The sequence below is a fragment of the Streptomyces sp. NPDC020597 genome (genome assembly GCF_044335095.1).
In the GTDB taxonomy this organism is placed as follows: Bacteria; Actinomycetota; Actinomycetes; order Streptomycetales; family Streptomycetaceae; genus Streptomyces.
This window is the reverse complement of record NZ_JBIRUL010000028.1, coordinates 17,303-39,202: the sequence shown is the minus strand read 5'-3', so window position 1 is coordinate 39,202 and position 21,900 is coordinate 17,303. Positions and strand designations below refer to the sequence as shown.

Below are 21,900 nucleotides of genomic sequence, written 5' to 3'. Positions count from 1 at the left end.
GTCGGAAATGCGTTTCTACAGGTGCGCGTACACGTCGTCCAGCGAGATTCCGCGGGCGACCATCATCACCTGGACGTGGTAGAGCAGCTGCGAGATCTCCTCCGCAGCCGCCTCCTTGCCCTCGTACTCGGCGGCCATCCACACCTCGGCGGCCTCTTCGACGACCTTCTTGCCGATGGCATGGACGCCCTTCCCGACGAGTTCCGCGGTACGGGAAGTGGCGGGGTCGCCGCTGGCGGCCTTCTGCTGGAGCTCGGAGAAGAGCTCCTCGAACGTCTTCTTGGACATGGTGCTGCCCACCCTAGCCGTTCTCCCGGTCCGGCTACCGCCAGGGTTCGGATACTGAACGGAGGGTGGCCGCGGTCGCCACCGCGGCCGTCACCGCCTCGTGCCCCTTGTCCTCGTTGGAGCCCTCGATGCCCGCCCGGTCCAGGGCCTGCTCCTCGGTGTCGCAGGTGAGGACGCCCATGCCGACGGGCACGCCGGTCTCGACGGACACCTGGGTGAGGCCCTGGACGACCCCTTGGCACACGTACTCGAAGTGCGGTGTCCCGCCGCGGATGACGACGCCGAGGGCGACGATCGCGTCGTAGCCCCGCCCGGCCAGCACCTTGGCCACCACCGGCAGTTCCCAGCTGCCGGGGACCCGCAGCAGGGTCGGCTCGTCGATGCCCAGGTCGTGCAGGGCGCGCAGCGCGCCGTCGACCAGACCGTCCATCACCTTCTCGTGCCACTGGGCCGCGATGACGGCGACCCTGAGGTCACCCACATTGCGTACGGACAGTTCCGGTGCGCCCTTGCCGCTCACGTTCTCGTCTCTCCTCGGTGCCGGTCGTGCTTACTGGTTGCCGCAGGGGGACACGGGGGCCACGTCCAGCCAGGGCAGGTCGTGTCCCATCCGGTCCCGCTTGGTGCGCAGGTAGCGGATGTTGTGCTCGCCCGCCTGGACGGGCATCGGTTCGCGCTCGACGACCTCGATGCCGTGCCGGACGAGCGCCTCGCTCTTCTCGGGGTTGTTCGTCATGAGGCGGACGCCGCGCACGCCGAGGTCGGCGAGGATCTGCGCGCCGGCCCCGTAGTCACGGGCGTCGGCGGGCAGGCCCAGCTCCAGGTTGGCGTCGAGGGTGTCGTGACCCTGTTCCTGGAGTTCGTACGCCCTCAGCTTGGACAGCAGGCCGATGCCCCGGCCCTCGTGCCCGCGCAGGTAGACGAGCACGCCCCGGCCCTCGCTCTGGATGCGTTCCAGGGACGCGTCGAGCTGGGGGCCGCAGTCGCACCGCAGGGACGCGAAGACGTCGCCGGTGAGGCATTCGGAGTGGACGCGGACCAGGACGTCCTCGCCGTCGCCGATGTCGCCGTGGACCAGGGCGATGTGCTCGACGCCGTCGACGGTGGAGCGGTAGCCGTACGCGGTGAACGTGCCGTGCACGGTGGGCAGTCGGGTCTCGGCCTCGCGGCGGACCGTCGGCTCGGCGCTGCGCCGGTAGGCGATCAGGTCTTCGATGGAGATGATCGTCAGGCCGTGCTTGCGGGCGAACGGGATCAGTTCGGGCAGGCGCAGCATCCGGCCGTCCTCACCCGCGATCTCGACGATCGCGCCGGCCGGGCGCAGCCCCGCGAGCCGGGCGAGGTCCACGGCGGCCTCGGTGTGGCCGTTGCGGGTCAGCACGCCGCCGGGCTGGGCGCGCAGGGGGAAGATGTGGCCGGGGCGCACGAAGTCGGTCGGCCCGGCGTCGCCGCTCGCCAGCAGGCGGAGCGTGGCGGCGCGGTCGGCGGCGGAGATGCCGGTGGTGACGCCGTGCGCGGCCGAGGCGTCCACGGAGACCGTGAACGCGGTCGTCATCGACTCGGTGTTGTCGTCGACCATCTGCGGGAGCTTCAGGCGCTCCAGCTCGTCGCTCTCCATGGGGGCGCAGATCAGGCCGCGGCACTCGCTCATCATGAAGGCGACGATCTCGGGCGTCACCTTCTCGGCGGCGACGACGAGGTCGCCCTCGTTCTCGCGGTCCTCGTCGTCGACGACCACGATGGGACGGCCGGCCGCGATGTCGGCGATGGCCTGCTCGACGGGGTCGAGGCCGAGGTCTTCCAGGCCTTCGGTGCTGTACAGGATCGGTGCCGTGCTCATGCCGGCGCTCCTTCCAGAGCGGGTTGCGAGGCCTTGCGGGACCGCAGCCACCAGTCGCGCATGCCCCACAGGACGAGCGCGCCGTAAATGACGTAGACGAAGCCTGAGAAGGCGTAGCCGTTGGCGAAGTTGAGGGGGACGCCGACGACGTCGACGAGGAGCCAGGCGATCCAGAACTCGACCATGCCGCGCGCCTGGGCGTACATGGCGACGATGGTGCCGACGAAGATGTAGGCGTCCGGCCAGGGGTCCCAGGACAGGGACGGGTTGGCCTTGAAGAGGAGGGCGACGGCGACCGTGCCGGCGGCCGCGGCGCCGATCATGGCCGCGCGCTCGGTCCAGGTGGCGAAGCGGGGGGTGATCTGGCCGTCCGCGGACCGCCCCTTGCTGCGGTTCCACTGCCACCAGCCGTACAGGGCGACGACCATGACTACGACCTGCTTGCCTGCGCTGCCGGCGAGGTGGCCGTAGAAGGCGACGAAGAGGACGAGCCCGGAGAGGAACTGCACCGGCCAGGTGAGCAGCGAGCGGCGCCAGCCGAGGGCGAGGGTGATCAGGCCGAGGATGTTCCCGATCATGTCCGACCAGATGATGTGCTGGTCGAACGCGACGAACGCCTCGGAGTTCAGCCAGTTCACTTGCCCGCTCCCTGCTGTGTGGTGGCCAGCAGGCGCTCGACGTACTTGGCGACGATGTCCACCTCGAGGTTGACCGGGTCGCCGGGCTGCTTGAGGCCGAGCGTGGTCAGCGCGAGGGTGGTGGGGATGAGGCTGACGGTGAAGAAGTCCGGGCCGGCCTCGACGACCGTGAGGCTGATGCCGTCGACGGTGATGGAGCCCTTCTCCACGACGTACCGGGCGAGTTCGGCGGGGAGGGAGACCTTGACGATCTCCCAGTTCTCCGACGGCCTGCGCTCCAGTACCGCGCCGGTGCCGTCGACGTGCCCCTGCACGATGTGCCCGCCGAGGCGCGCTCCGACGGCGGTGGGGCGTTCGAGGTTGACCCGGGAGCCGACGGCGAGTGCGCCGAGGCTGGACCGGCTCAGGGTCTCCGCCATGACGTCGGCGGTGAACTCGTCGCCCTCGTGCTCGACGACGGTGAGACAGACCCCGTTCACGGCGATGGAGTCGCCGTGCTTCGCGCCGTCGGTGACGACGGGGCCGCGCAGCCGGAAGCGGGAGGCGTCGCCGAGATTCTCGACGGCGGTGACCTCACCCAGCTCTTCGACGATTCCGGTGAACACTTCCCGGGTCCTCCTGCCTCATAGGGCACGGACTCCGGGGCCTGTCGATGACGACAGCAGGTACGGGCAGCGGCTTCGGGACGACGCCGGACAGACTCGTCCACCGACGAGTGACTCTACGACGACGCGCACGAATGCCCGCCCGCCGCGCACTGCCTCCCATCCGGACTTTAACCGTCGGTCCAGGAATTTCACCTGGTCAACCGGCCGCTGGAAGCGGACGGGTCGCGGACTATAACCGCCGGTTCGGACTTTCACCGACCCCGGAGTGCGCTGCTTTTGGTACAGGGTCAGTGTGCCACGGCCGGTGGGCGTCCATACAGGTGATGAGTGTGGATTGGCTCACAGGGCGTCACTCCTCCACCCAACACCCTATTGGTCCATACCTATTGACGGACTGGTCTAGTCCTTTTTACGCTCGAGCCGTGCGGCCCGGCGGCGGTGACGACGGCCCTTGCCCGCCGCCGGGCCTCCGCGCTCCGGCCGACGGCCCGCTCTGCCAAGGTGTCCCCATGGAGCAGGGTGATCCCAGGACGACCGCGGGCGCCGACGAGTTCGAGGCCCACCGGTCCCGGCTGTTCGGGCTGGCCTACCGGATGCTGGGCTCGGCCCACGAGGCCGAGGACGCGGTGCAGGACGCCTACCTGCGGTTCAGCGGGGCCGACCGGGCCGGTATCGCGCACCCCGCGGCCTGGCTCGCGAAGACCGTCACCCGCCTGTGCCTGACCCGGCTCACCTCGGCCCGCGCCAGGCGCGAGACGTACACAGGGCCATGGCTGCCGGAACCGGTCCTCACCTCGGACGGCACGCTCGGCCCGCTGGAGTCCGCGGAGCAGCGCGAGGCGGTGTCGCTGGCGATGCTGGTGCTGCTGGAACGGCTCACCCCGCAGGAGCGGGCGGTGTACGTGCTGCGGGAGGCGTTCGCCTACCCGCACCGGGAGACGGCCGAGGTCCTCGACCTGACCGAGGCCCACTGCCGCCAGCTGCACCGGCGGGCGGTGCAGCGGGTGACGTCGGCACGCCCGCGCTTCGAGGCCGCGCCCGCCCGACGGGCGGAGCTGGTCGCCTCCTTCGTGAAGGCGGCGCGGGAGGGCGACCTGGGGGCCCTGGAGAAGGCGCTCGCCGCCGACGTCGAGTGGTGGAGCGACGGCGGGGGCCGGGTGAAGACGGCCCTGCGGCCGATCCTGGGCCGGGAGAAGGTGCTGCGCTTCCTGGACGCCGGGTCCCGGACGTTCGCGGCCGGCTTCGCCTACACCGCCGTCGAGCTCAACGCCACGCCGGGCGCACTCGTCCACGGCGGCGGCGTGCTCGTCGCCACGCTCGGCTTCGAGAGCTCCGATGAGGAGATCACAGCCGTGCAGGTCATGATGAACCCGGACAAACTGAACTTCGTGGGCCGTCAGCTCGGCGGGATGTAGCGCGCCGCGAGAAGCGGTTCTGCCGACGCTGTCACATTCTGCGGGGGCCGGGCGGTCTGTGCTGCCGGAGGGCGTTCCGGTCGGGAGCGTCCACTGTCCGAAGGGCTGAACAGCATGAGTGTGATCCTGGTGACCGGCGGGACCGGAACCCTCGGCAGGCTCGTCGTGGAACGGCTGCGAGCGGCCGGGCACGAGGTGCGGGTGCTCAGCCGGCACGCCGAACCGTACGCCGTCGACCTGCGCGAGGGCGGACCCGGCCTGGACGCCGCCGTGACGGGCGTGGACACCGTCGTGCACTGCGCGAGCTCGCCGCGCGGCGGCGACGAGCGGGCGGCCGCACACCTGATCGCCGCGGCGCGCCGGGCCGGCGTGGCACACCTGGTGTTCATCTCGATCGTCGGCGTGGACCGGGTGCCGTACCCCTACTACCGGGCGAAGCTCGCCGTGGAGAAGCAGGTGGCGGAGTCGGGGCTCGGCTGGACGGTGCTGCGCGCGACCCAGTTCCACGATCTGCTGGTCCAGGCGTTCCAGGTGCTCGCCAAGGTCCCGGTGATGCTGCTGCCCGCCCGGGTGAGCGACCAGCCGGTGGCGGTCGGGGAGGTCGCCGACCGGCTGGCCGAGCTGGCCGTCGGGGCGCCCGCCGAACGGGTCGACGACATGGGCGGTCCCGAGGTGCGCACGGCCGAGTCGTTGGCCCGCGCGTTCCTGAAGGCGAGCGGCCGGCGGTGCGCGGTGGTGAACGTGCCGCTGTGGGGTGCGACCTACCGGGGTTTCCGCTCCGGGGGCCACCTAGCCCCGGAACGGGCGGTGGGCAAGGGCACGTTCGAGGACTATCTGGCCACGCGCGTCCGGCGCTGAGACCCGGGGCGCCTCGGGGCCGCCGTCGCGAACAGGTCCTCCTGGGCGCTGTCACGGGCCGTGAGCAGTGCCCCGCGCAGCACCGCTCCGCCGCCCAGCACACCGGGGCGCACCTCGGTGGGCAGCGGGGCCATGCGCCGCAGCCGCCGTGCCACCCGCTCGGCCAGCACCTCCCCGCCGGCCTGGCCGACCTCGCCGCCGAGCACCACGCAGCCCGGGTCGAGGACGGCGACGACGGAGGCCGCGCCCAGGGCCAGCCGGTCGGCGAGGGCGTCGAGGAAACGTGCGGCGGCGGCCGGCCGCGCGGGGCCCCAGGCCGCCGCGAACGCCGTCGCCGGGGCCGCCGCGGGTCCGGCGTCCTCCGCCCCGGCCGCCGCGGGTCCCGCCTCCCGGGTCGGGGACTCCGGTTCACCGGCGTCCTCCCGCTCCGCGCCGCGCACCGCGGCCACCGCCTCCCGCACCAGGGCCGCGGCCACCGGCTCCTCGGTGTGCGGTCCGGGCGTCAGGCCGAAGGTCTCCGCCAGACCGGCGATCGCCGCGGAGCCGGCCAGCGAGTGGAAGCCGCCCTCGCAGTCGGTCGCCGAGGGCAGTCCGCTCGTGCCGGGGACCGGCAGGAAACCGATCTCCCCGGCGCCGCCGGAGGCGCCCCGGCGCAGGACGCCGTCCAGGACGACCGCCGCGCCGGTGCCGTGGCCCAGCCACAGCAGGACGAACGTGTCGCGGTCGTGGGCCGCGCCCTCGCGCTGTTCGGCCAGGGCGGCCAGGTTGGTCTCGTTCTCGATGTGCGCGCGGGCCCGCGGGAACCGTTCCTGGAGGGCGGCGACCAGACGGCGGTGCCATTCGGGCAGGCCGCTGGAGTCACGCAGCTCACCGCTCGCCGGGTCGATCAGACCGGGCGCGCCGATGCCCAGGGTGTGCAACCGGTCGGCGCCCGCCTCCTTCGCCACGCGCTCGACCAGCGCGACCGCCCGTTCCACGGCCGTTCCGGTGCCCGTGTCGCCGCCGATCGGCACCGACGCCTCGGCGAGCACCCGGCCCACCAGGTCGGAGACCAGCACGGCGACGCCCTCCGTCCGCACGTCCAGCGCGGCCAGCTGCGCACGGTCGGCGACGATGCCGTAGAGCTTGGCGTTCGGGCCGCGGCGCTGCTCGCCGGTCTCTCCCACGACCCGGATCAGCCCGGCGGCGGTGAGGCGCTCGACGAGGTCGGCCACCGTGGGACGGGACAGGCCGGTGAGCTCTTTCAACCGCCCCGCCGTCAAAGGGCCTTCGCGTTGCAGCAGCCGCAGGGCGAGCCGGTCGTTGATGGCCCGGGCGGTGCTCGGGGTTGCGGGCATGGCGGGAATCCTCCCACGGCCGAGGGGGACCCGGTCGGGGGACCGGCCGGAACTCCTCTATTTATCAGGCAGGGTTCCTGATAGTTTACGTCGACGATGCGCGGGCGCCGCCGAGGGAGCCGGGAGGGCGGGAGAATGAGCGGAGTGGGCGAAGTGGTCTGCACACCGGTGAAGGTGCGGCGCGCCCGGTACGCCGTGGCGGCGGTGTTCGCCGTGCACGGCGCCGTCACCGGATCCTTCGCCACCCGGGTGCCCTGGATCCAGGACCACGCCGGCGTCTCCACCGGCCAGCTCGGGTTCGCCCTGGCCTTCACCGCGTTCGGCGCGGCCTGCGCGATGCCGCTGGCCGGCTCGGTCACCCACCGGTTCGGCAGCCGCACGGCCCTGCGCGGGCTGCTCGCGCTGTGGACGCTGTCGCTCGTCCTGCCCGCCCTCGCCCCGAACCTGCCGACGCTGTGCCTGGCGATGTTCGCCTACGGCGCGGCCGCCGGCATGGCGGACGTCGCCATGAACGCCCTCGGGGTGGAGGTGGAGCGGCTGCTCGGTAAGTCGATCATGTCCGGGCTGCACGGCATGTGGAGCGCCGGCGCCCTGATCGGCTCGGCCGGCGGCACACTCGCCGCCCACCTCGGCGCGGACGCCCGCGCGCATCACGCGCTGGCCGCCGCCATCCTCACCGGGCTCGGGCTGCTGGCCTGCCGGTGGGTGCTCGACATCCGGCCGGCCGCGGATGCGGAGCCGCCTCCCCGGTTCGCGCTGCCGCCGCGTTCGGCGCTGCTGATCGGCGCGGTCGGCTTCTGCGCGGTGTTCGCGGAGGGCGCGAGCCTGGACTGGTCGGCGGTGTACCTGCGCGACCGGCTCGAGTCGTCGGCCGGGGTCGCGGCGGCCTGCACGACCGGCTTCATGCTCACGATGGCGGTGGCGCGGATCGCCGGGGACGCGGTGGTCGACCGGTTCGGCGCGGTGCGCACCGTACGGGCGGGCGGCGTGCTGGCCGCGCTCGGCGGCCTGCTGATCGTCGTCGCGGGGCATCCGGCGGTGGCGATCGGCGGGTTCGGGCTGATGGGGCTCGGCATCGCGGTCGTCGTGCCGCTGTGCTTCGCCGCTGCCGGCCACAGCGGGCCCAACCCCAGTCAGGCCATCGCGGGCGTCGCGACGATCACGTACACCTCCGGGCTGATCGCCCCGAGCCTGATCGGCGGGGTCGCCCAGGCGACGAGTCTGATGGCGTCCTTCGTCGTGGTGACCGTGCTGGCGTGCGGACTCGTGGCCTTCGCCGGTGTGCTGCGGGGCGGGGAGCGGACGGCCGCGAAGGTCAGTCGGCGGGCCGCAGCAGTGCCCGACCCCCGGCCCTGAAGGTCTCGCTCCAGGGCCGGGGGCGCATGGTCGTCGCGTCCAGCCGGACGAGGACCCGGGCTCCGCGCGCGTACGTGAGCGTCCCGTCCGTCGAGCAGAAGCGGAAGCCGTAGGTCAGGCCGGTGACGCCGAGCCGCTCCACCCACAGGTGCACGGCGTACGCGCCAGGTCTGGTGACCGGCGCCTCGTAACTGATGCGGAGTTCCTTCACGGCGTTGCAGGCGTCGCCGGCCGCCTCCCAGTCCCCCTCGAAGCGCACGCCGTTTGCCTGCCACAGCTCGGCCCAGGCGCGCTCGACCATCAGCGGGTAGCGGGCGTTGTGGAGCAGCCCGAGCGCGTCCAGGTCGTCGAAGTGGACGGTGACCGGGACGAGCCGGCCGTACGACACGGCAGGGGCGGGCGGGGCTTCGGCGGTCACGGCGGGGCTCCTGTGCAGGTGAGGGCGGTGATCCCTATCGTAAGCGCTTCCTAAGCGGTCGCTCACCCTCCCTCCGGTGACCGCCCCGGGCACCCCCTGGGCCGCTGAGGCACGGGAGAATGATCAGAACGTCCGCACCCCGTACGAAAGCGAAACCGCACCATGGATCTCGGCATCCGCTGGAAACTGCACGGCGACGGCCGGACGCCGGCGCCCGGGGCGGTGGTCCGCCCCGACGAGCGGCTGTCGTGGCCGCGCACGGCCGGACTCGGCGCCCAGCACGTGGTGGCGATGTTCGGCGCGAGTTTCGTGGCGCCGGTCCTGATGGGCCTGGATCCGAACCTGGCCATCATGATGTCCGGCGTGGCGACGGTGATCTTCCTGCTCGCCACCCGCGGCCGGGTGCCCAGTTATCTCGGCTGCTCCCTGTCCTTCGTGGGGGTGGCCGCGGTCATCCGGGCCCAGGGCGGCACCAGCGCCACGGTCACCGGCGCGGTCCTGGTCGTCGGGGCCGCCCTGTTCGTCGTCGGCCTGGCAGTGCAGCGCTTCGGGGCGCGCATCATCCACACCGCGATGCCGCCGATCGTGACGGGCGCGGTGGTGATGCTGATCGGCTTCAACCTCGCTCCGGTCACCGCGACCACGTACTGGCCGCAGGACCAGTGGACGGCTCTGCTGACGATGGCGTTCACCGGTCTGGCGGTGGTCTGCCTTCGGGGCTTCTGGTCCCGGATCGCGATCTTCCTCGGCCTGGTCTTCGGGTACGCCGTGTCGTGGGCGTTCGACCGGATCTTCGGCCGCATCCACTCGGCCGACGCCGGCGGCAAGGTCACCGACCACTGGCGGCTCGACCTGTCCGGGGTCGCCGACGCCGACTGGATCGGCCTGCCGTCCTTCCACGGACCGTCGTTCGAGTGGTCGGCCATCCTGGTGGCCCTGCCGGTCGTCATCGCGCTGGTCGCGGAGAACGCGGGGCATGTCAAGGCGGTCGGCGAGATGACCGGCGACGACCTGGACGACCGGCTCGGCACGGCGATCTCCGCCGACGGCGTCGGCTCGATGCTGTCCACGGCGGTGGGCGGGCCGCCCAACACCACCTACTCCGAGAACATCGGCGTGATGGCCGCGACCCGCGTCTACTCGACGGCCGCCTACTGGGCGGCGGCCGGCTTCGCCCTCCTGTTCGGGCTGTGCCCGAAGTTCGGCGCCGTGGTCGCCGCGATCCCCGGGGGCGTCCTCGGCGGCATCACCGTCATCCTCTACGGCATGATCGGCCTGCTCGGCGCGCAGATCTGGCTCAACGCCCGGGTCGACCTGCGCAATCCCCTGAACCTGGTGCCGGCCGCGGCGGGCATCGTCATCGGCGTCGGCAACGTCACCATGCGCTTCACCGACACCTTCTCCCTGAGCGGCATCGCGCTCGGCACGATCGTCGTCGTCGGCGGCTACCACGCCCTGCGCGCGTTCGCACCCGCCCACCTCAGGACAGGACGGCCGCTGCTGGACGGTGGCGCCAGCAGCTACGACGACGCCAGCTCATAGGCGTACTCGGGGCTGAACTCGCCCGCCGCCCCCTTGCAGCCGTCCGACTCCCCCGGCAGTTTCACCCACAGATAGGCGTCGATCCGCGCCTGCCCGGTGTCCAAGGTGGGCGCCCTGCCGATCCTGCGGCCGTCCGGGTCGCACCACTGGCCGTCCGCCGGTGCGCCGTTGCCGTTGCGGCTCGTGTCGATGACCGCGCCCAGGCCCGCCGGACCGCCCAGCGCGTCCAGCACCCGGCGCACGTAGGCGGCCTCGTCCGCGGTGGCGCGGAAGTTGGAGACATTGCTGAAGATCCCGTCGGAGGACGCGGCCGAGGCGGCGCCGGCCTGCCTCAGCAGCGCGGCCTGCTGCGCCGGCGCGTTCCAGTGGGAGTGGCCGGCGTCGTAGTAGACACGGGCCGCGGGGTCGGCCGCCTTCAGCACGCGTCCCGCGCGGGCCAGGGCGGCGAACCGGTCGGCCCGCGCGCCCGCGTCGAGACAGTCGGCCTGGGCGATCGAGTCCGGTTCCAGGACGACGATCACCTCGCCGCGGCCGAGTCCGGTGGCGAACCGGTCGATCCAGCCGTCGTAGGCGTCGATGTCGGGCGCCCCGCCCTCGGAGGCGCCGCCGCAGTCGCGGTCCGGAATCGCGTACGCCACCAGGACGGGGACCCTGCCCTGAGCGGCGGCGCCGGAGGTGACGGCGCGGACCCGTGCGGCGATCGTGCCGGGGGCGTAGTCGGCGAACCACACCGCGGCCGGCCGGTTCGCGACCCGGGACTCGATCACGGGGGTGCGCGGGTCGGCGGGGTGGGCGTGCACCCAGTCGAGGACCTGGGACTCGTCGTGCCGGTACAGGCCCGCGGACGCGGTGGCCGCCCGCGGCTTGCGCACGGCGCGGCGGCCGGCCGGGGGCGTCGGCGTCGCGGCGGGCGCCCCGGTCGGGGAGGCCACGGCGACGGACGGGGACGCGGACGGGGACGGCGGCGGGGAGGGGGCCGGCGGCATCGCGCCGGGCCGGGCGTCGGCGGCGCGGTCCCGGCCCCGCTCGCCGCCGTCGCCGAGCGCGGTCACCGTCCCGGCCGCGACGCCGAGGACGACCACGACCGAGGCGACACAGAGCATGGCGCTGCGTCGGCCGGCCCGTCGCTCACGTAGCCCTGACACCGTGCTGTTCCCCCTCCCGTGCGGCGGGCGCGTCCCCCTTTCCGGGGAAGCGTCGGGCTCGCCGGCACGCGGGCCAGCCTAGAACTGCCACCCTGCCCCCATGCCGCAAACGGAACAGTTCACCCCTCCCGTCGACGCGGGGGCCGGCTCGGCCGGCCCTGGCCTCGACGGCGTGCTCGCCCGGATGCGCGCCCTCGACGCGGCCCTGCCTGCGCGCGACGGGGTCGCGGTCTTCAACCGTGTCTACCTCGCCGTGACGGAGGAGGTCGGCCGGCGCATCGACCGGGGCCGCTTCCCCGACCCGCAGGCCGCGATCACGCTGGACGTACGGTTCGCCGAGCGTTACCTGGACGCGGTGGATCCGGAGCCCGGCGACCGGCGTCCGCCCGCCTGCTGGCGCCCGCTGCTGCAGTTCCGCCGCCATCCGGGCGTACGCCCGCTGCAGTTCGCGCTCGCGGGCATCAACGCGCACATCGGGCACGACCTCGCGCTCGCCGTGGTGGACGCCTGCCGTAGCCTCGGCTGCGAACCGGTCGAGCTGGAGGACGAGTTCGACCGCGTGGGCGATCTCCTCGTCTCGCTGGAGGAGCGGCTCCGCGAAGAGCTGATGCCGGGCCCCGACCTGTTGCAGATCGCCGATCCGCTCACCCATCTGCTCGGCGCGTGGAGCCTGGAGCGCGCCCGGGACGCCACCTGGACGGCGGCCCGGGCGCTGTGGGCGCTGCGCCGGCTCCCCGAAGTGGCCGTGGAGTTCACCGAGCGGCTCGACACGGCCGTCGGCTTCGCGGGCCGGATGATGCTCACCCCGCTGTGACGCGCGCCCGGGCGCTGCGCGCCGGCGGCGGACTCAGTCCTCCGGCAGTTCCACGGGCGCGATCTCGTCGTACACGTCGCCCGGGCCCGGGTTGGTGGCGTCGGTCGCCCCGCCGAAGTGGTGCATGACGCCCCAGACCGCGTTGAGCGCGGTCTGCACGGCGCCCTCGGCCCAGCCGGCCGTCCAGGAGATGTCGTCTCCGGCGAGGAAGACGCCCCGCTTGTCCTCGGGCAGCCGGTCCTGCATGAAGTGGGTGAACAGCCGCCGCTGGTAGCGGTAGTGGCCGGGGAGGTTGGCCTTGAACGCGCCCATGAAGTAGGGCTCGTTCTCCCAGGACACCGTCACGGGGTTGCCGATGACGTGCTTCCTGATGTCGACGTTCGGGTAGATCTCGCCGAGCGACTTCAGCATGACCTCCATCCGCTCGTTCGCGGACAGCGGCAGCCACTTGAGGCTGTCGTCGCACCAGGTGTACGAGAGACAGATGACGGCGGGCCTGTCGGGGCCGTCGTCGAGCAGGTACGTCCCGCGCGTCATGCGGTCGGTGAGCGTCATCGACATGACGTCGCGGCCGGTGGTCTCGTCCTTGTCCAGCCAGAACGGCCGGTCGACGGGCACGAACAGCTTGCTGGACTCCATGTAGTGCGTGCGCTCGATCGCGGTCCAGTGGTCGATCGGGAAGAGCGAGTCGTCGCAGGCGATCTTCGACAGCAGCATCCAGGACTGGGCGGTGAAGATCGCCGCCCGGTAGGTGCGGATGTCGCCGTTCGCGTCGGTCACGGTGATCCGGTCGCCCGCGGTGCGGTGCAGCCGCGTCACGGCCGGCCGCGGCTCGCCGCCCTCGTGCAGCGAGCTGAGCGAGGTGCCGTACGGCCAGTGGACGATCTTCTCCGGCTCCCGCTCCCACAGGCGCAGCGGCAGCTGCTGGGAGCCTCCGACGATGCCGCGGTGGTGGTCGTCGGCCTCGGTGTAGACGACGCGGAGGATCTCCAGGATGGAGTTGGGGAAGTCGGTGTCCCAGCCGCCGGTGCCGAAGCCGACCTGACCGAAGATCTCCCGGTGACGGAAGGACTTGAACGCCTCGGAGTCGCAGAGGAATCCGTAGAAGGTCTGGTTGTCCAGCTTCTCGACGAGCTCCGCCCAGATCTCGCGGATGCGCGGCACGTCCCGCTCGCGCATGGCCCGGTTCATGTCGGAGAAGTCGGCGCCCTCTTCGAGGCAAGCGTTCCAGGCCGCGGCGACGTCACGGTAGACCTGCGGAAGGTCGCCGATCGTCTCGGCGTAGTGGGACTCGCCCTTGAGGTCGACGACCGTCGAAGGGGTGGCCTCCGCGAGGGGGTTGGGGAACGGCCGGGTCTCCAGCCCCACCAGGTCGATGTAGTGCTGGAGCGCCGTCGAGGACGGCGGGAAGCGCATCGCTCCCATCTCGGCGGTGAGGGAGGGGTCGCAGCCCTCGAAACCGACGGTGCGCAGCCGTCCGCCGATCCGGTCGGCCTCGTAGACGACCGGCTTGAGTCCCATCTTCATCAGCTCGTACGCGGCGACGATGCCGGACAGTCCGCCGCCGATGACGGCGACCTCGACGCCGTGCTCGGTCGCCGGGATCTGGCCGAGGCCCGCCGGATGGGCGAGGAAGTCGTCGTAGGCGTACGGGAAGTCCGGACCGAACATGGTGATCGGCGGCTGCTGCTCGTCTGCGTGCTCGACGGCGTTGGGCACGGTGGACGTCATGGGGTGCGGACTCCTTGCGGCAATGATGAGCTGGGGGTGCGGCGTCGGGGGTGCGGCGGTCAGGCCAGGGACCCGTAGAGGCCGGGGCGGCGGTCCCGCAGGTAGGGGTTGGCCTCACGGGAGGCGGCGAGGGCGACCGGGTCGACGTCGGCGAGGACCAGTTCCTCGGCGCGGCCGGCGCGGGCCCGGGCGACGCCGTCGGGACCGGCCAGCGTGGAGAGTCCGACGAACTCGAACTCCCCTTCCCTGCCGACCCGGTTGACGTAGGCGATGTACATCTGGTTCTCGAAGGCGCGCACCGGGATCATCGACTCGGCGACGAACTGGTAGGGATGCATCTGCGCGGTCGGCACCACCAGCAGGTCGGTGCCGGCGAGCGCGTGCGCCCGCACGTTCTCCGGGAACTCGACGTCGTAGCAGATCAGGAGGCCGACGGTGAGGCCGTTCAGCTCCGCCTGCACCACGGGCCGCCCGCCCTCGGTGAAGTGGTCGCGCTCGAAGCAGCCGAACAGGTGGGTCTTGCGGTAGTTCGCGAGGCGGTCGCCGTCCGCGGAGATCAGCTGGACCGCGTTGTACACGGTCTCCCCGGAGCGCTCCGGATAGCCGTAGGCGATCGCGATCCCGTGCCGCGCGGCGGTCTCGACGACGGCGTCCGCGCAATCGCCGTCGGCGGGCTCGGCGAGGCGGGCGATGCCGTCGCCGATGGCGTACCCGGTGAGGAACATCTCCGACGTGACGAGCAGCCCGGCGCCCGCGGCGGCGGCCCGGCCCGCGGCCTCGTCGAGGACCTTGAGGTTCTCGCCGACGGAGCCGGGGCGGCCGGAGCTCTGGAGCAGGGCGGTGCGCATGCGTGATCCTCACCGGGCGGAAGGGTGGTTGTGGGGGCCACCTAGACGGTACGGGCGGGCGTGCGGGCCGGACAAGAAGGAGCCGTTGCGCGACGGTGAGCGGTTCGTTGCGTGCACGACGGGTGAGGCGGCGATTCGTTGCGCGCCTCCCCCGCGCGCCCACCCGGCGACCGGGCGCTCACTCCCCTCTCCCCCGGCCTCGCGGCCCCGCACGCGCCCGCCTTCTCCGGCGGCCCCGCGGCAGCGCGCTCGCCGCCCTCCGCCGCCGGCGGCCCACCGCCAGCGCCGTGACCAGATACGGCAGCGCGCACAGGGCGAACACGATGCCGTGCGGGAACCGCGCGCCCAGGACGCCGTACGCGCCGTACACCGCGACGGTCACCAGCTCGGTCCCCAGGCCGGCGACCGAGGTCAGGGTGGCCCGTGCGCCGCCCTCGATGCGCTGCTGTAGCCGGACGTCGGCCAGCACGGTCGCCGTCTGGAAACCGCCGAAGGCGAGGCCGACGAGGGCGATCGCGGGCTGCGCCCCCGACAGCGCGCCGGCCGCCAGGGCGAGCGCGGAGCCCGCGAGGACCGCCGCCAGCCCGGTGCGGCCGAGGCGCTCCGCCGCACCGGCCAGCAGACTGCCCGCCGTCACCCCGGTCCAGATCATCATGAGCAGGTACGGGACTGTCCCGTCCGCCGCTCCGGTCTCCCTGACCAGCAGAGGGGTGTACTCGTCGAGGGCGCCCCACACCGCCGTGACGGCGGGGACGAGCAGCAGGGCGCCGAGAAGGGGGCGGTCGCTGCGGAGTCCGCAGAGCCAGGAGAGGCCGGTGCGCAGCGCCCGGGCCCGGCCCTCGTCGGCCCGGGCCTCGTCGCGCTCGCCCCCTCCCCCGCCGACGTCGGCGTTGGCGTCGGCGGGCGCCGGAGTGCGGTGCTCGGGGAAGCGGGTCGCCGTCGCGGCGCAGAGCAGGCACGCCAGCACGCTGGCCGCGCCGACGGCCGGGTATCCGCCGACCGTGAAGACCGGCCCGGCCAGTCCCGTCGCCGCCAGCACGGCCGCCTGGCCCACGGCGTGCGCGCGTCCCATGACCGCGGCGTACCGGTCGGCGGCGCCGGCCAGGTCCAGTTCCTCGTAGACCAGTGCCTCCAGCGCGCCGGAGCCCAGCGCGCCACGGGCGCCCCACAGGACGAAGCCTGCCGCGAAGGCCCAGTACGACGGGAACAGGACCCACAGCGCGAAGCCGGCCGCGCCGAGGAGGGGGCCGGTCCACAGCAGCAGTCGTCGGGAGACGGCGTCCGCCCAGGCGCCCGAGGGCACCTCGAGCAGGACGCCCGTCAGCGACCACAGCACGAAGAGGGAGGAGATCTCCCCGACTGACAGCCCGGCGTCCGCGAACAGCAGCGCGTACACCGGGTAGAGGAGCACGAACTCGTCGAGGAACGCGTACGCGTAGAGCGCCGCGGTCAGTCGACGGACGTCGGAGCCGGTTGTGGATCAATGTCGCCAGGTCATGTCTCCGATGCTAGACGGTTCACGTCCGCTCGCCCACCGGTTTGCCGGAGACCGCCGAGGGGGTGATCGCGAAGGTGGTGATCACGGCGGCGTGGTCGGAGGGCCAGTCGTTGTCCTCGACGTCCGGCCACGGCCGGACGGCGCCGGTCACCAGGGTCCGCGAGTCGAGCACCCGAAGGCCCCGGTGGAGCACGAAGTCGATCCGGTCCTGCGGCTCCGCCCGGCCGCTGCCGTCCTCGTGCTCGGCGTGCACCGGCGACCAGGTGTGACCGGGCTCCCGCACGGGGTCCGGGTGCGCCTCGCGATAGGAGTCGGCGAAGCCCGCTTCCTCGGCGGCCCTCGTCACCGGCCACGGGACGTCCGCCCGGTCAAGGTGGGAGGGGCAGTTGAAGTCTCCGACGAGGACGACGGGACGCTCCGGGCCCTCCCCGACCCTGCGCAGGGCGTCCCCCAGCCGTGCGAGCCGGCCTTCCTCGTGCGCGGTCAGGACGTCCGCGGTGAGCCCGTCGAAGGCGGCCTCGTAGGGCCCGTAGGGCGCGCAGTCCAGGTGGACCGTCCACACGTCCACCTCGCCCCCGAGGACGCTGATCCGGGCGCCCGCCGCACCGTAGAAGCCCACGTCGGGGTCGCCGAGCCCGGCCGTGATCGGGTGGCGGCTGACGATCCCCAGGTTCTCCCCGGCCCGGTGGCAGTGCCAGCCGAGGGCTTCGGCGAGCTCCTCGGCGGCGCCGCCGTACGTCTCCTGGAGTCCGACCACGTCCACATCGGCCTCGGTGAGCACCTTGAGCTGCTTGGCCCGGTGGTCGCGGACCTTGGTTCCCCCGTACCAGAGGTTCCACGTCATGACGCGGAGCCGGTGCGGCAGCAGGGAGCGCAGCCGTTCGGGGGTGACGCCTTCCAGACCGGGCACGACGGTCCGGCCGGGGGCGGGCGGGATCGGCGCGAGCGACGGCACCGCCAGCACCGCGCACCCGGCCGCCTCGGCTGAGGCCACCCCGGTCTCGGTGTCCTCGACGGCCACACAGGCCGCGGGGTCGACGCCGAGGGCGCGGCAGGCCGCCAGGTAGGGGTCGGGAGCGGGTTTGGTGTGCTCGGTGTCGTCGGCGGTGACGGTGACGGCGAAGCGGCCCGCGCCGAGCGCATCGAGCACGAGGTCGGCGACCGCCCGGGGCGACGCCGTCACCAGCGCCGTCGGCACGCGGTCCCGGGCCAGGGCGTCGAGCAGGTCGAGCGCGCCGGGGCGCGGCACGATGCCGGCGCGCACGCGGTCCGCGAACTCGCGGTGCAGCGCCTTCGCGAGGCCCGCCGCCGGCCGGCCGGAGCCGGCGGCCAGCCAGTGGGCGGTGTGCTCGACGGGGCGGCCGAGCACCTCCGGCCGGTCCGCCTCGGTCAGTGGCCGTCCGGCGACCCGTTCCACCGCCTCCCACCACAGCCGCTCGGTGTCGACGAGCGTGCCGTCCATGTCGAACAGGGCGGCCTGGAGCGGGAGTCGGGTCACGGTTTCCTCTTTCGGCACGGGGTCAGGAAGCACGTTCGGCCACGAGCACCGGGCGGTCCGGCAGCGACACGGTCACCGCGGTTCCCGCCGCGAGCCCGGCGGCCTCGTGGGCGGGCAGGTCGGCCTTCACCTCGGCGCCGTCCGCGAGCCGGACGGTGAGCCGGACGGCCGCGCCCAGGAAGGAGGCGGCGACCACACGCGCGTCCCCGGCGTCCTCGGCCCGCACCCGCACCGCCTCCGGCCGCAGCAGGGCGTCCACCTCGGTCACGGTCGGCACCCGGCCGTCGACGGGCAGCCGCCGCCCGAGCACCTCGACGGTGTCGCCGGTCAGGCGTCCCGGGATCCGGCTCGTCGTGCCCACGAACTCGGCGACGAAGGCCGTGACCGGCCTGCCGTACAACTCGGCCGGGGCGGCGCACTGTTCGAGTCGCCCGGCGTGCATCACGGCGACCCGGTCCGCCATGGACAGGGCCTCCTCCTGGTCGTGGGTGACGAACAAGGTGGTGATGCCGAGCTCCTGCTGGAGCCGCCGGATCTCCTCGCGGAGGGTGAGCCGCACCTTGGCGTCGAGCGCGGAGAGCGGCTCGTCCAGGAGCAGCACCCGCGGGCGCAGGGCGAGCGCGCGGGCCAGCGCGATGCGCTGCTGCTGACCGCCGGAGAGCTGGTGCGGGAAACGCCCGCCCTTGTCGGCGAGGCCCACCAGGTCCAGCAACTCGGCGGCCCGTGACCGCCGTTCGGCGCTGCGCACCTTGCGCATCCGCAGTCCGAAGGCCACGTTGTCGAGCGCGTCGAGGTGCGGGAAGAGGCTGTACGACTGGAAGACCATCCCGGCGTCCCGGCGGTGGGCCGGAACCCGGGTGACGTCCTCGCCGTCGACGAGCACCGCGCCGGAGTCGGGGTGCTCGAATCCGGCGAGCACCCGCAGCGCGGTGGTCTTGCCGCAGCCGGAGGGGCCGAGCAGGGCGAGGAGTTCACCCGGCCGGACGGTGAGGTCCAGGCCGTCGAGGGCGACGGTCGGGCCGAACTCCCTTCGCAGCCCCCGGAACTCGACGGTCGCCGCCTGCTTCGCGGCCTTCGTCTCTGTCGTATCGAGCACGGTCATGGTTCAACCCCGGGAAGTAGAACGGGCGCGCCCGCCGAAACCGGCGAGGACGAGGAGGAGTGCCCAGGTCACGAGCAGGCTGAGCACGGACACGGCGACGGACAGCTGAGCCTGCGAACCGCTGACGTTCACGATCCAGACGGCGAAGGGCTGGAAGCCGAGCAGCTGCGCCACAGTGAACTCGCCGAGCACGAGGGCCAGCGTGAGGAAGGAGGCGTTGAGCAGCGCGCCGCGCAGGTTGGGCAGCACGGCCCGCACGAGCGCCTGCGGCCAGCCGGCGCCGCAGCTGCGGGCGGCCTCGACGAGGGTGCGCACATCGACGGAGCGCAGCCCGGCGTCCAGGGCGCGGTACACGAACGGCAACGCCATCACCACGTACGCCAGCACGAGGACGACGGGGAAGCCGGGGTCCTGGATCGCGACGAACGTCTGGAACAGCGGGGTGCGCGAGAGGTGTTCGGGCCCCCACTTCAGCACCGTGCCGATGCCCGCGACGAAGGCGATGGGCGGCACCACCAGGGGCAGTGAGCACACCACCTCGACGACCGGCCGCAGCCGGGGCGAGCCGAGCCGCAGCGCCACCATGGCGGGCACCATCAGGAGCAGGACGACGGCGATGGTGGCGGCGGCCAGCTCCAGGGAGAGCAGCAGGCTGGACCCGAAGCCGGCGGTGGAGAAGATCTGCGTGTAGGCGTCGAAGGTGACGCCCTGGCCGGGCACGTCGACGGTGAAGACGACCGACGCGGCCAGCGGCACCACGAAGTACAGTCCGGCGAGGCCGAGGACGCCCCACCGCCACAGGTTCAGGCGAGCCATCGCGCGCTCCGTCGTTGCAGGGGCAGGTACACGGCCATGACCAGTCCGGCGACCAGGACCATGTCGAGGCTGAGCGCGAGCGCCACGTTCTCCTGCCCGACGAGGACGTTGCCGGAGATGGCGTCCGCGATCTGGAGGGTGACCAGCGGGATGGAACTGCCCACCATGGCCGCGGCGGTGGCGTACGCGGCGAAAGCGCTGCCGAAGAGCAGCACGAGGCCTCCGAGGAGCGAGGGCAGCAGCACGGGCAGGGCGACGTGCCGCCAGTACTGCACGGACGTCGCGCCGTTGTTCTGCGCCGCCTCGCGCCACTGGGAGCGCAGTCCCTCCAGGGCGGGGGTGATGGTGAGCACCATCAGCGGGATCAGGAAGTACAGGTAGACGATCACCAGTCCCCAGAAGCTGTACAGGTCCCAGCCCCGGTCGGTGAGCCCGAACTGCCGGGTGAGCACACCGGCGTTGCCGAGGGTGGCGACGAAGGCGAACGCCAGCGGGACGCCGCCGAAGTTGGCCAGCACCCCGGACGCGGTGAGCACGGCCTCGCGCAACGCGCGGAAGCGGGAGGTCACCACGGCCTGGGCGAGCGGCAGCCCGAGCAGTGCCCCCAGCGCCGCCGACACGGCGGACAGCTTCACACTGCCGAGCAGGGCCGTCAGATACGCGCCGCGCAGCGAGGCCGTCAGGTTGTCGACCGTGTAGGACGTGGCGCCCGTGGCCGGGTCCTTGGCGGTGAACGCGCCGTCGAGCATGGCCGCGGCGGGCAGCCCGAAGGCGAGCGCGGTGAAGGCGAGCAGCGGGACGACGGCGAGCCAGCCGAGGGCACGGCGCCGCCGCTTCACCGGAGCGGCGGACGCCGTGTCGACCCGTACGGCGGTGGTGGTCATCCGGAGACGGCCTTGGCCCAGCCCTGCCCGAGGACCGTCTTGGCCTTGCTCTGCTGGGCCTCGGTCGGGAAGGAGGGCGTCCCGGACACGGCGGGCAGCTTGGCCGCCGCCGCCTTGTCGAGGGTGCCGGCCTTCTCCATGGCGGTCATCAGGGCCGGACGGGCGTACCCCTTGAGCCACAGGTTCTGGCCCTCGGCGCTGTAGAGGTACTCCTGCCACAGACGGGCCGCGGCCGGGTGCGGGGCGTCCTTGTTGATCGCCTGGGAGTAGTACTGGGAGAACTGGCCGTCGCTCGGCACGGACACCTTCCAGTCGACGCCCTTGGACTTGAACTCGTCGGCGTATCCGGCGTTGAGGTAGTCCCAGTCGATGCTGATGGGCGTCTCGCCCTTCTCGACGGTGGCCGGGGTCGACTCGACGGGCGTGTAGTTGCCGTTCTTCTTGAGCTTGGCGAAGAAGTCGAGGCCGGGCTGGATGTCGTCGAAGGAGCCGCCGCTCGCCAGGGCCGCCGCGTAGACGCCGCCGAACGCGGAGCCGGACTTGGTGGGGTTGCCGTTGAGGGCGACCTGGCCCTTGTACTGCGGCTTGAGGAGGTCCGCGAAGGTGGTCGGACAGGCCTTGACGCGCTTGGCGTCGCAGCCGATGGAGATGTAGCCGCCGTAGTCGTTGTACCAGCGGGCCTGCGCGTCCTTCTGGCCCTCGGGGATGTCCGCGAAGGAAGCCACCTTGTAGGGGGCGAGCAGTCCCTGCTGGGCGGCGCTCAGCGCGAAGGAGCTGCCGAGGTCGAGGACGTCCGGCGCGCGGTCCTGGCCCTTGCGCGAGGTGACGGCGTTGATCTCGTCCTGGCTCGCGCCGTCCGGGTTCTCGACCGCGACCTTGATGCCGTACTTCTTCTGGAAGCCGTCTATGAGGGCGCCGTAGTTGGCCCAGTCGCGGGGCAGCGCGATGGCGTTGAGCGTGCCCTCCTTCTTCGCCGCCTTCACCAGCGCGTCGAGTCCGCCGAAATCGGCGGCGGAGGCGGCGGTGGCGGCGTTCTTGCCGTCGGCGGTGGTGGAGGTGGTCTCGGGGGCGGCGCCACAGGCGCTCAGAGCGAGGGCGGCGAGGGCGGCGAGGGCACCGCCGCGGACGGCGGTTCTCGGCAGGGGCACGGTCACGGCTTCTCCAGGGGACGCGCGAGAATGCAGGAGATAAGGCGAACTTGTCTGAACAAGTTCGCCTCAGTACGCACGCCGCTGGTGTCCCCTCCGTAAACACTGGCGAAACC

The 21,900-nt window shown here is 72.8% G+C and carries 21 protein-coding genes and 1 riboswitch; of the genes, 5 read left to right on the top strand and 16 right to left on the bottom strand.

The genetic code is table 11. From position 1 onward, the window contains the following. Nucleotides 1-15: 15 nt before the first annotated feature. Genes ACH4ZA_RS32795 through ACH4ZA_RS32775 form a run of 5 tightly spaced genes read right to left on the bottom strand, consistent with a single transcriptional unit; the run spans nt 16 to nt 3,371 of the window. A complete protein-coding gene (locus ACH4ZA_RS32795) occupies nt 16-288 on the bottom strand; it encodes a phosphoribosyl-ATP diphosphatase (RefSeq protein WP_057583788.1) in 273 nt (90 codons plus the stop codon). A 34-nt stretch (nt 289-322) separates the two neighbouring features. Then, nucleotides 323-808 (bottom strand): 6,7-dimethyl-8-ribityllumazine synthase, encoded by a 486-nt coding sequence (gene ribH, locus ACH4ZA_RS32790; RefSeq protein WP_057583696.1) that lies wholly within the window; start codon nt 806-808, stop codon nt 323-325. 30 nt (nt 809-838) lie between these two features. Continuing rightward, nucleotides 839-2,128 (bottom strand): bifunctional 3,4-dihydroxy-2-butanone-4-phosphate synthase/GTP cyclohydrolase II, encoded by a 1,290-nt coding sequence (locus ACH4ZA_RS32785; RefSeq protein WP_398432890.1) that lies wholly within the window; start codon nt 2,126-2,128, stop codon nt 839-841. Continuing rightward, on the bottom strand, nt 2,125-2,766 hold the full coding sequence (gene pnuC / locus ACH4ZA_RS32780; protein ID WP_398432889.1) for a nicotinamide riboside transporter PnuC: 642 nt from the start codon (nt 2,764-2,766) through the stop codon (nt 2,125-2,127). Before pnuC ends, ACH4ZA_RS32785 begins: the two co-directional genes overlap by 4 nt. Then, entirely contained in the window at nt 2,763-3,371 is a 609-nt protein-coding gene (locus ACH4ZA_RS32775) for a riboflavin synthase (protein ID WP_398432888.1), read from the bottom strand. The genes pnuC and ACH4ZA_RS32775 overlap by 4 nt, the downstream gene beginning before the upstream one ends. 145 nt (nt 3,372-3,516) lie before the next feature. Continuing rightward, a riboswitch (FMN riboswitch) is annotated at nt 3,517-3,647 on the bottom strand. 236 nt (nt 3,648-3,883) lie between these two features. On the opposite strand from ACH4ZA_RS32775, the gene ACH4ZA_RS32770 reads away from it, so the two are divergent. Further along, complete coding sequence (locus tag ACH4ZA_RS32770; protein ID WP_398432887.1) at nt 3,884-4,789, top strand: RNA polymerase sigma-70 factor; 906 nt, start codon at nt 3,884-3,886, stop codon at nt 4,787-4,789. 114 nt (nt 4,790-4,903) lie between these two features. Continuing rightward, nucleotides 4,904-5,647, top strand: a complete 744-nt coding sequence (locus tag ACH4ZA_RS32765) for an SDR family oxidoreductase (RefSeq protein WP_398432886.1) — start codon at nt 4,904-4,906, stop codon at nt 5,645-5,647. Here the strand turns inward: ACH4ZA_RS32765 and ACH4ZA_RS32760 are convergent. After that, the gene (locus ACH4ZA_RS32760) at nt 5,620-6,984 is read right to left on the bottom strand and encodes an ROK family transcriptional regulator (RefSeq protein WP_398432885.1); all 1,365 of its coding nucleotides are present in this window, start codon (nt 6,982-6,984) and stop codon (nt 5,620-5,622) included. The two genes, ACH4ZA_RS32765 and ACH4ZA_RS32760, sit on opposite strands and share 28 nt — an antisense overlap. A 135-nt stretch (nt 6,985-7,119) precedes the next feature. On the opposite strand from ACH4ZA_RS32760, the gene ACH4ZA_RS32755 reads away from it, so the two are divergent. Continuing rightward, complete coding sequence (locus tag ACH4ZA_RS32755; protein WP_398432884.1) at nt 7,120-8,340, top strand: MFS transporter; 1,221 nt, start codon at nt 7,120-7,122, stop codon at nt 8,338-8,340. On the opposite strand, the gene ACH4ZA_RS32750 is transcribed toward ACH4ZA_RS32755, so the two are convergent. After that, on the bottom strand, nt 8,300-8,758 hold the full coding sequence (locus tag ACH4ZA_RS32750; RefSeq protein WP_319282533.1) for a thioesterase family protein: 459 nt from the start codon (nt 8,756-8,758) through the stop codon (nt 8,300-8,302). The two genes, ACH4ZA_RS32755 and ACH4ZA_RS32750, sit on opposite strands and share 41 nt — an antisense overlap. Before the next feature lie 162 nt (nt 8,759-8,920). Between ACH4ZA_RS32750 and ACH4ZA_RS32745 the strand changes: the two genes are divergently transcribed. Beyond that, nucleotides 8,921-10,300 (top strand): solute carrier family 23 protein, encoded by a 1,380-nt coding sequence (locus ACH4ZA_RS32745; protein WP_319282530.1) that lies wholly within the window; start codon nt 8,921-8,923, stop codon nt 10,298-10,300. On the opposite strand, the gene ACH4ZA_RS32740 is transcribed toward ACH4ZA_RS32745, so the two are convergent. Further along, a complete protein-coding gene (locus tag ACH4ZA_RS32740; RefSeq protein ID WP_398432883.1) occupies nt 10,279-11,403 on the bottom strand; it encodes a glycoside hydrolase family 6 protein in 1,125 nt (374 codons plus the stop codon). The two genes, ACH4ZA_RS32745 and ACH4ZA_RS32740, sit on opposite strands and share 22 nt — an antisense overlap. A 142-nt stretch (nt 11,404-11,545) precedes the next feature. Here ACH4ZA_RS32740 and ACH4ZA_RS32735 point away from each other — a divergent pair, with 142 nt between their 5' ends. Next, complete coding sequence (locus ACH4ZA_RS32735) at nt 11,546-12,259, top strand: DUF5995 family protein (protein ID WP_398432882.1); 714 nt, start codon at nt 11,546-11,548, stop codon at nt 12,257-12,259. Between the two features lie 33 nt (nt 12,260-12,292). On the opposite strand, the gene ACH4ZA_RS32730 is transcribed toward ACH4ZA_RS32735, so the two are convergent. The 8 genes from ACH4ZA_RS32730 to ACH4ZA_RS32695 form a co-directional block, all read right to left on the bottom strand. Then, nucleotides 12,293-13,990 carry a flavin monoamine oxidase family protein gene (locus ACH4ZA_RS32730; RefSeq protein ID WP_398432881.1) on the bottom strand — a complete coding sequence of 566 codons (1,698 nt, stop codon included), beginning with the start codon at nt 13,988-13,990 and terminating at the stop codon, nt 12,293-12,295. Nucleotides 13,991-14,049: 59 nt separating this feature from the next. Continuing rightward, nucleotides 14,050-14,838, bottom strand: a complete 789-nt coding sequence (locus ACH4ZA_RS32725) for a carbon-nitrogen hydrolase family protein (RefSeq protein ID WP_398432880.1) — start codon at nt 14,836-14,838, stop codon at nt 14,050-14,052. A 178-nt stretch (nt 14,839-15,016) separates the two neighbouring features. Next, the gene (locus tag ACH4ZA_RS32720; RefSeq protein WP_398432931.1) at nt 15,017-16,291 is read right to left on the bottom strand and encodes an MFS transporter; all 1,275 of its coding nucleotides are present in this window, start codon (nt 16,289-16,291) and stop codon (nt 15,017-15,019) included. A gap of 64 nt (nt 16,292-16,355) precedes the next feature. Then, nucleotides 16,356-17,834 carry an HAD-IA family hydrolase gene (locus tag ACH4ZA_RS32715; protein WP_398432879.1) on the bottom strand — a complete coding sequence of 493 codons (1,479 nt, stop codon included), beginning with the start codon at nt 17,832-17,834 and terminating at the stop codon, nt 16,356-16,358. Nucleotides 17,835-17,856: 22 nt separating this feature from the next. Then, nucleotides 17,857-18,936 carry an ABC transporter ATP-binding protein gene (locus ACH4ZA_RS32710; RefSeq protein WP_398432878.1) on the bottom strand — a complete coding sequence of 360 codons (1,080 nt, stop codon included), beginning with the start codon at nt 18,934-18,936 and terminating at the stop codon, nt 17,857-17,859. Nucleotides 18,937-18,939: 3 nt separating this feature from the next. Further along, nucleotides 18,940-19,752 carry an ABC transporter permease gene (locus ACH4ZA_RS32705; protein WP_398432877.1) on the bottom strand — a complete coding sequence of 271 codons (813 nt, stop codon included), beginning with the start codon at nt 19,750-19,752 and terminating at the stop codon, nt 18,940-18,942. Then, complete coding sequence (locus tag ACH4ZA_RS32700; RefSeq protein ID WP_398432875.1) at nt 19,740-20,636, bottom strand: ABC transporter permease; 897 nt, start codon at nt 20,634-20,636, stop codon at nt 19,740-19,742. Before ACH4ZA_RS32700 ends, ACH4ZA_RS32705 begins: the two co-directional genes overlap by 13 nt. Then, the gene (locus ACH4ZA_RS32695) at nt 20,633-21,790 is read right to left on the bottom strand and encodes an ABC transporter substrate-binding protein (RefSeq protein WP_398432874.1); all 1,158 of its coding nucleotides are present in this window, start codon (nt 21,788-21,790) and stop codon (nt 20,633-20,635) included. Before ACH4ZA_RS32695 ends, ACH4ZA_RS32700 begins: the two co-directional genes overlap by 4 nt. Nucleotides 21,791-21,900: the final 110 nt, after the last annotated feature.

Coding starts and splice junctions, on each gene's coding strand:
- ACH4ZA_RS32795 (WP_057583788.1), bottom strand. CDS start 288: ATGTCCAAGAAGACGTTCGAGGAGCTCTTCTCCGAGCTCCAGCAGAAG.
- ACH4ZA_RS32785 (WP_398432890.1), bottom strand. CDS start 2,128: ATGAGCACGGCACCGATCCTGTACAGCACCGAAGGCCTGGAAGACCTC.
- ACH4ZA_RS32770 (WP_398432887.1), top strand. CDS start 3,884: ATGGAGCAGGGTGATCCCAGGACGACCGCGGGCGCCGACGAGTTCGAG.
- ACH4ZA_RS32765 (WP_398432886.1), top strand. CDS start 4,904: ATGAGTGTGATCCTGGTGACCGGCGGGACCGGAACCCTCGGCAGGCTC.
- ACH4ZA_RS32760 (WP_398432885.1), bottom strand. CDS start 6,984: ATGCCCGCAACCCCGAGCACCGCCCGGGCCATCAACGACCGGCTCGCC.
- ACH4ZA_RS32755 (WP_398432884.1), top strand. CDS start 7,120: ATGAGCGGAGTGGGCGAAGTGGTCTGCACACCGGTGAAGGTGCGGCGC.
- ACH4ZA_RS32745 (WP_319282530.1), top strand. CDS start 8,921: ATGGATCTCGGCATCCGCTGGAAACTGCACGGCGACGGCCGGACGCCG.
- ACH4ZA_RS32740 (WP_398432883.1), bottom strand. CDS start 11,403: ATGCTCTGTGTCGCCTCGGTCGTGGTCGTCCTCGGCGTCGCGGCCGGG.
- ACH4ZA_RS32735 (WP_398432882.1), top strand. CDS start 11,546: ATGCCGCAAACGGAACAGTTCACCCCTCCCGTCGACGCGGGGGCCGGC.
- ACH4ZA_RS32730 (WP_398432881.1), bottom strand. CDS start 13,990: ATGACGTCCACCGTGCCCAACGCCGTCGAGCACGCAGACGAGCAGCAG.
- ACH4ZA_RS32725 (WP_398432880.1), bottom strand. CDS start 14,838: ATGCGCACCGCCCTGCTCCAGAGCTCCGGCCGCCCCGGCTCCGTCGGC.
- ACH4ZA_RS32710 (WP_398432878.1), bottom strand. CDS start 18,936: ATGACCGTGCTCGATACGACAGAGACGAAGGCCGCGAAGCAGGCGGCG.
- ACH4ZA_RS32705 (WP_398432877.1), bottom strand. CDS start 19,752: ATGGCTCGCCTGAACCTGTGGCGGTGGGGCGTCCTCGGCCTCGCCGGA.
- ACH4ZA_RS32700 (WP_398432875.1), bottom strand. CDS start 20,636: ATGACCACCACCGCCGTACGGGTCGACACGGCGTCCGCCGCTCCGGTG.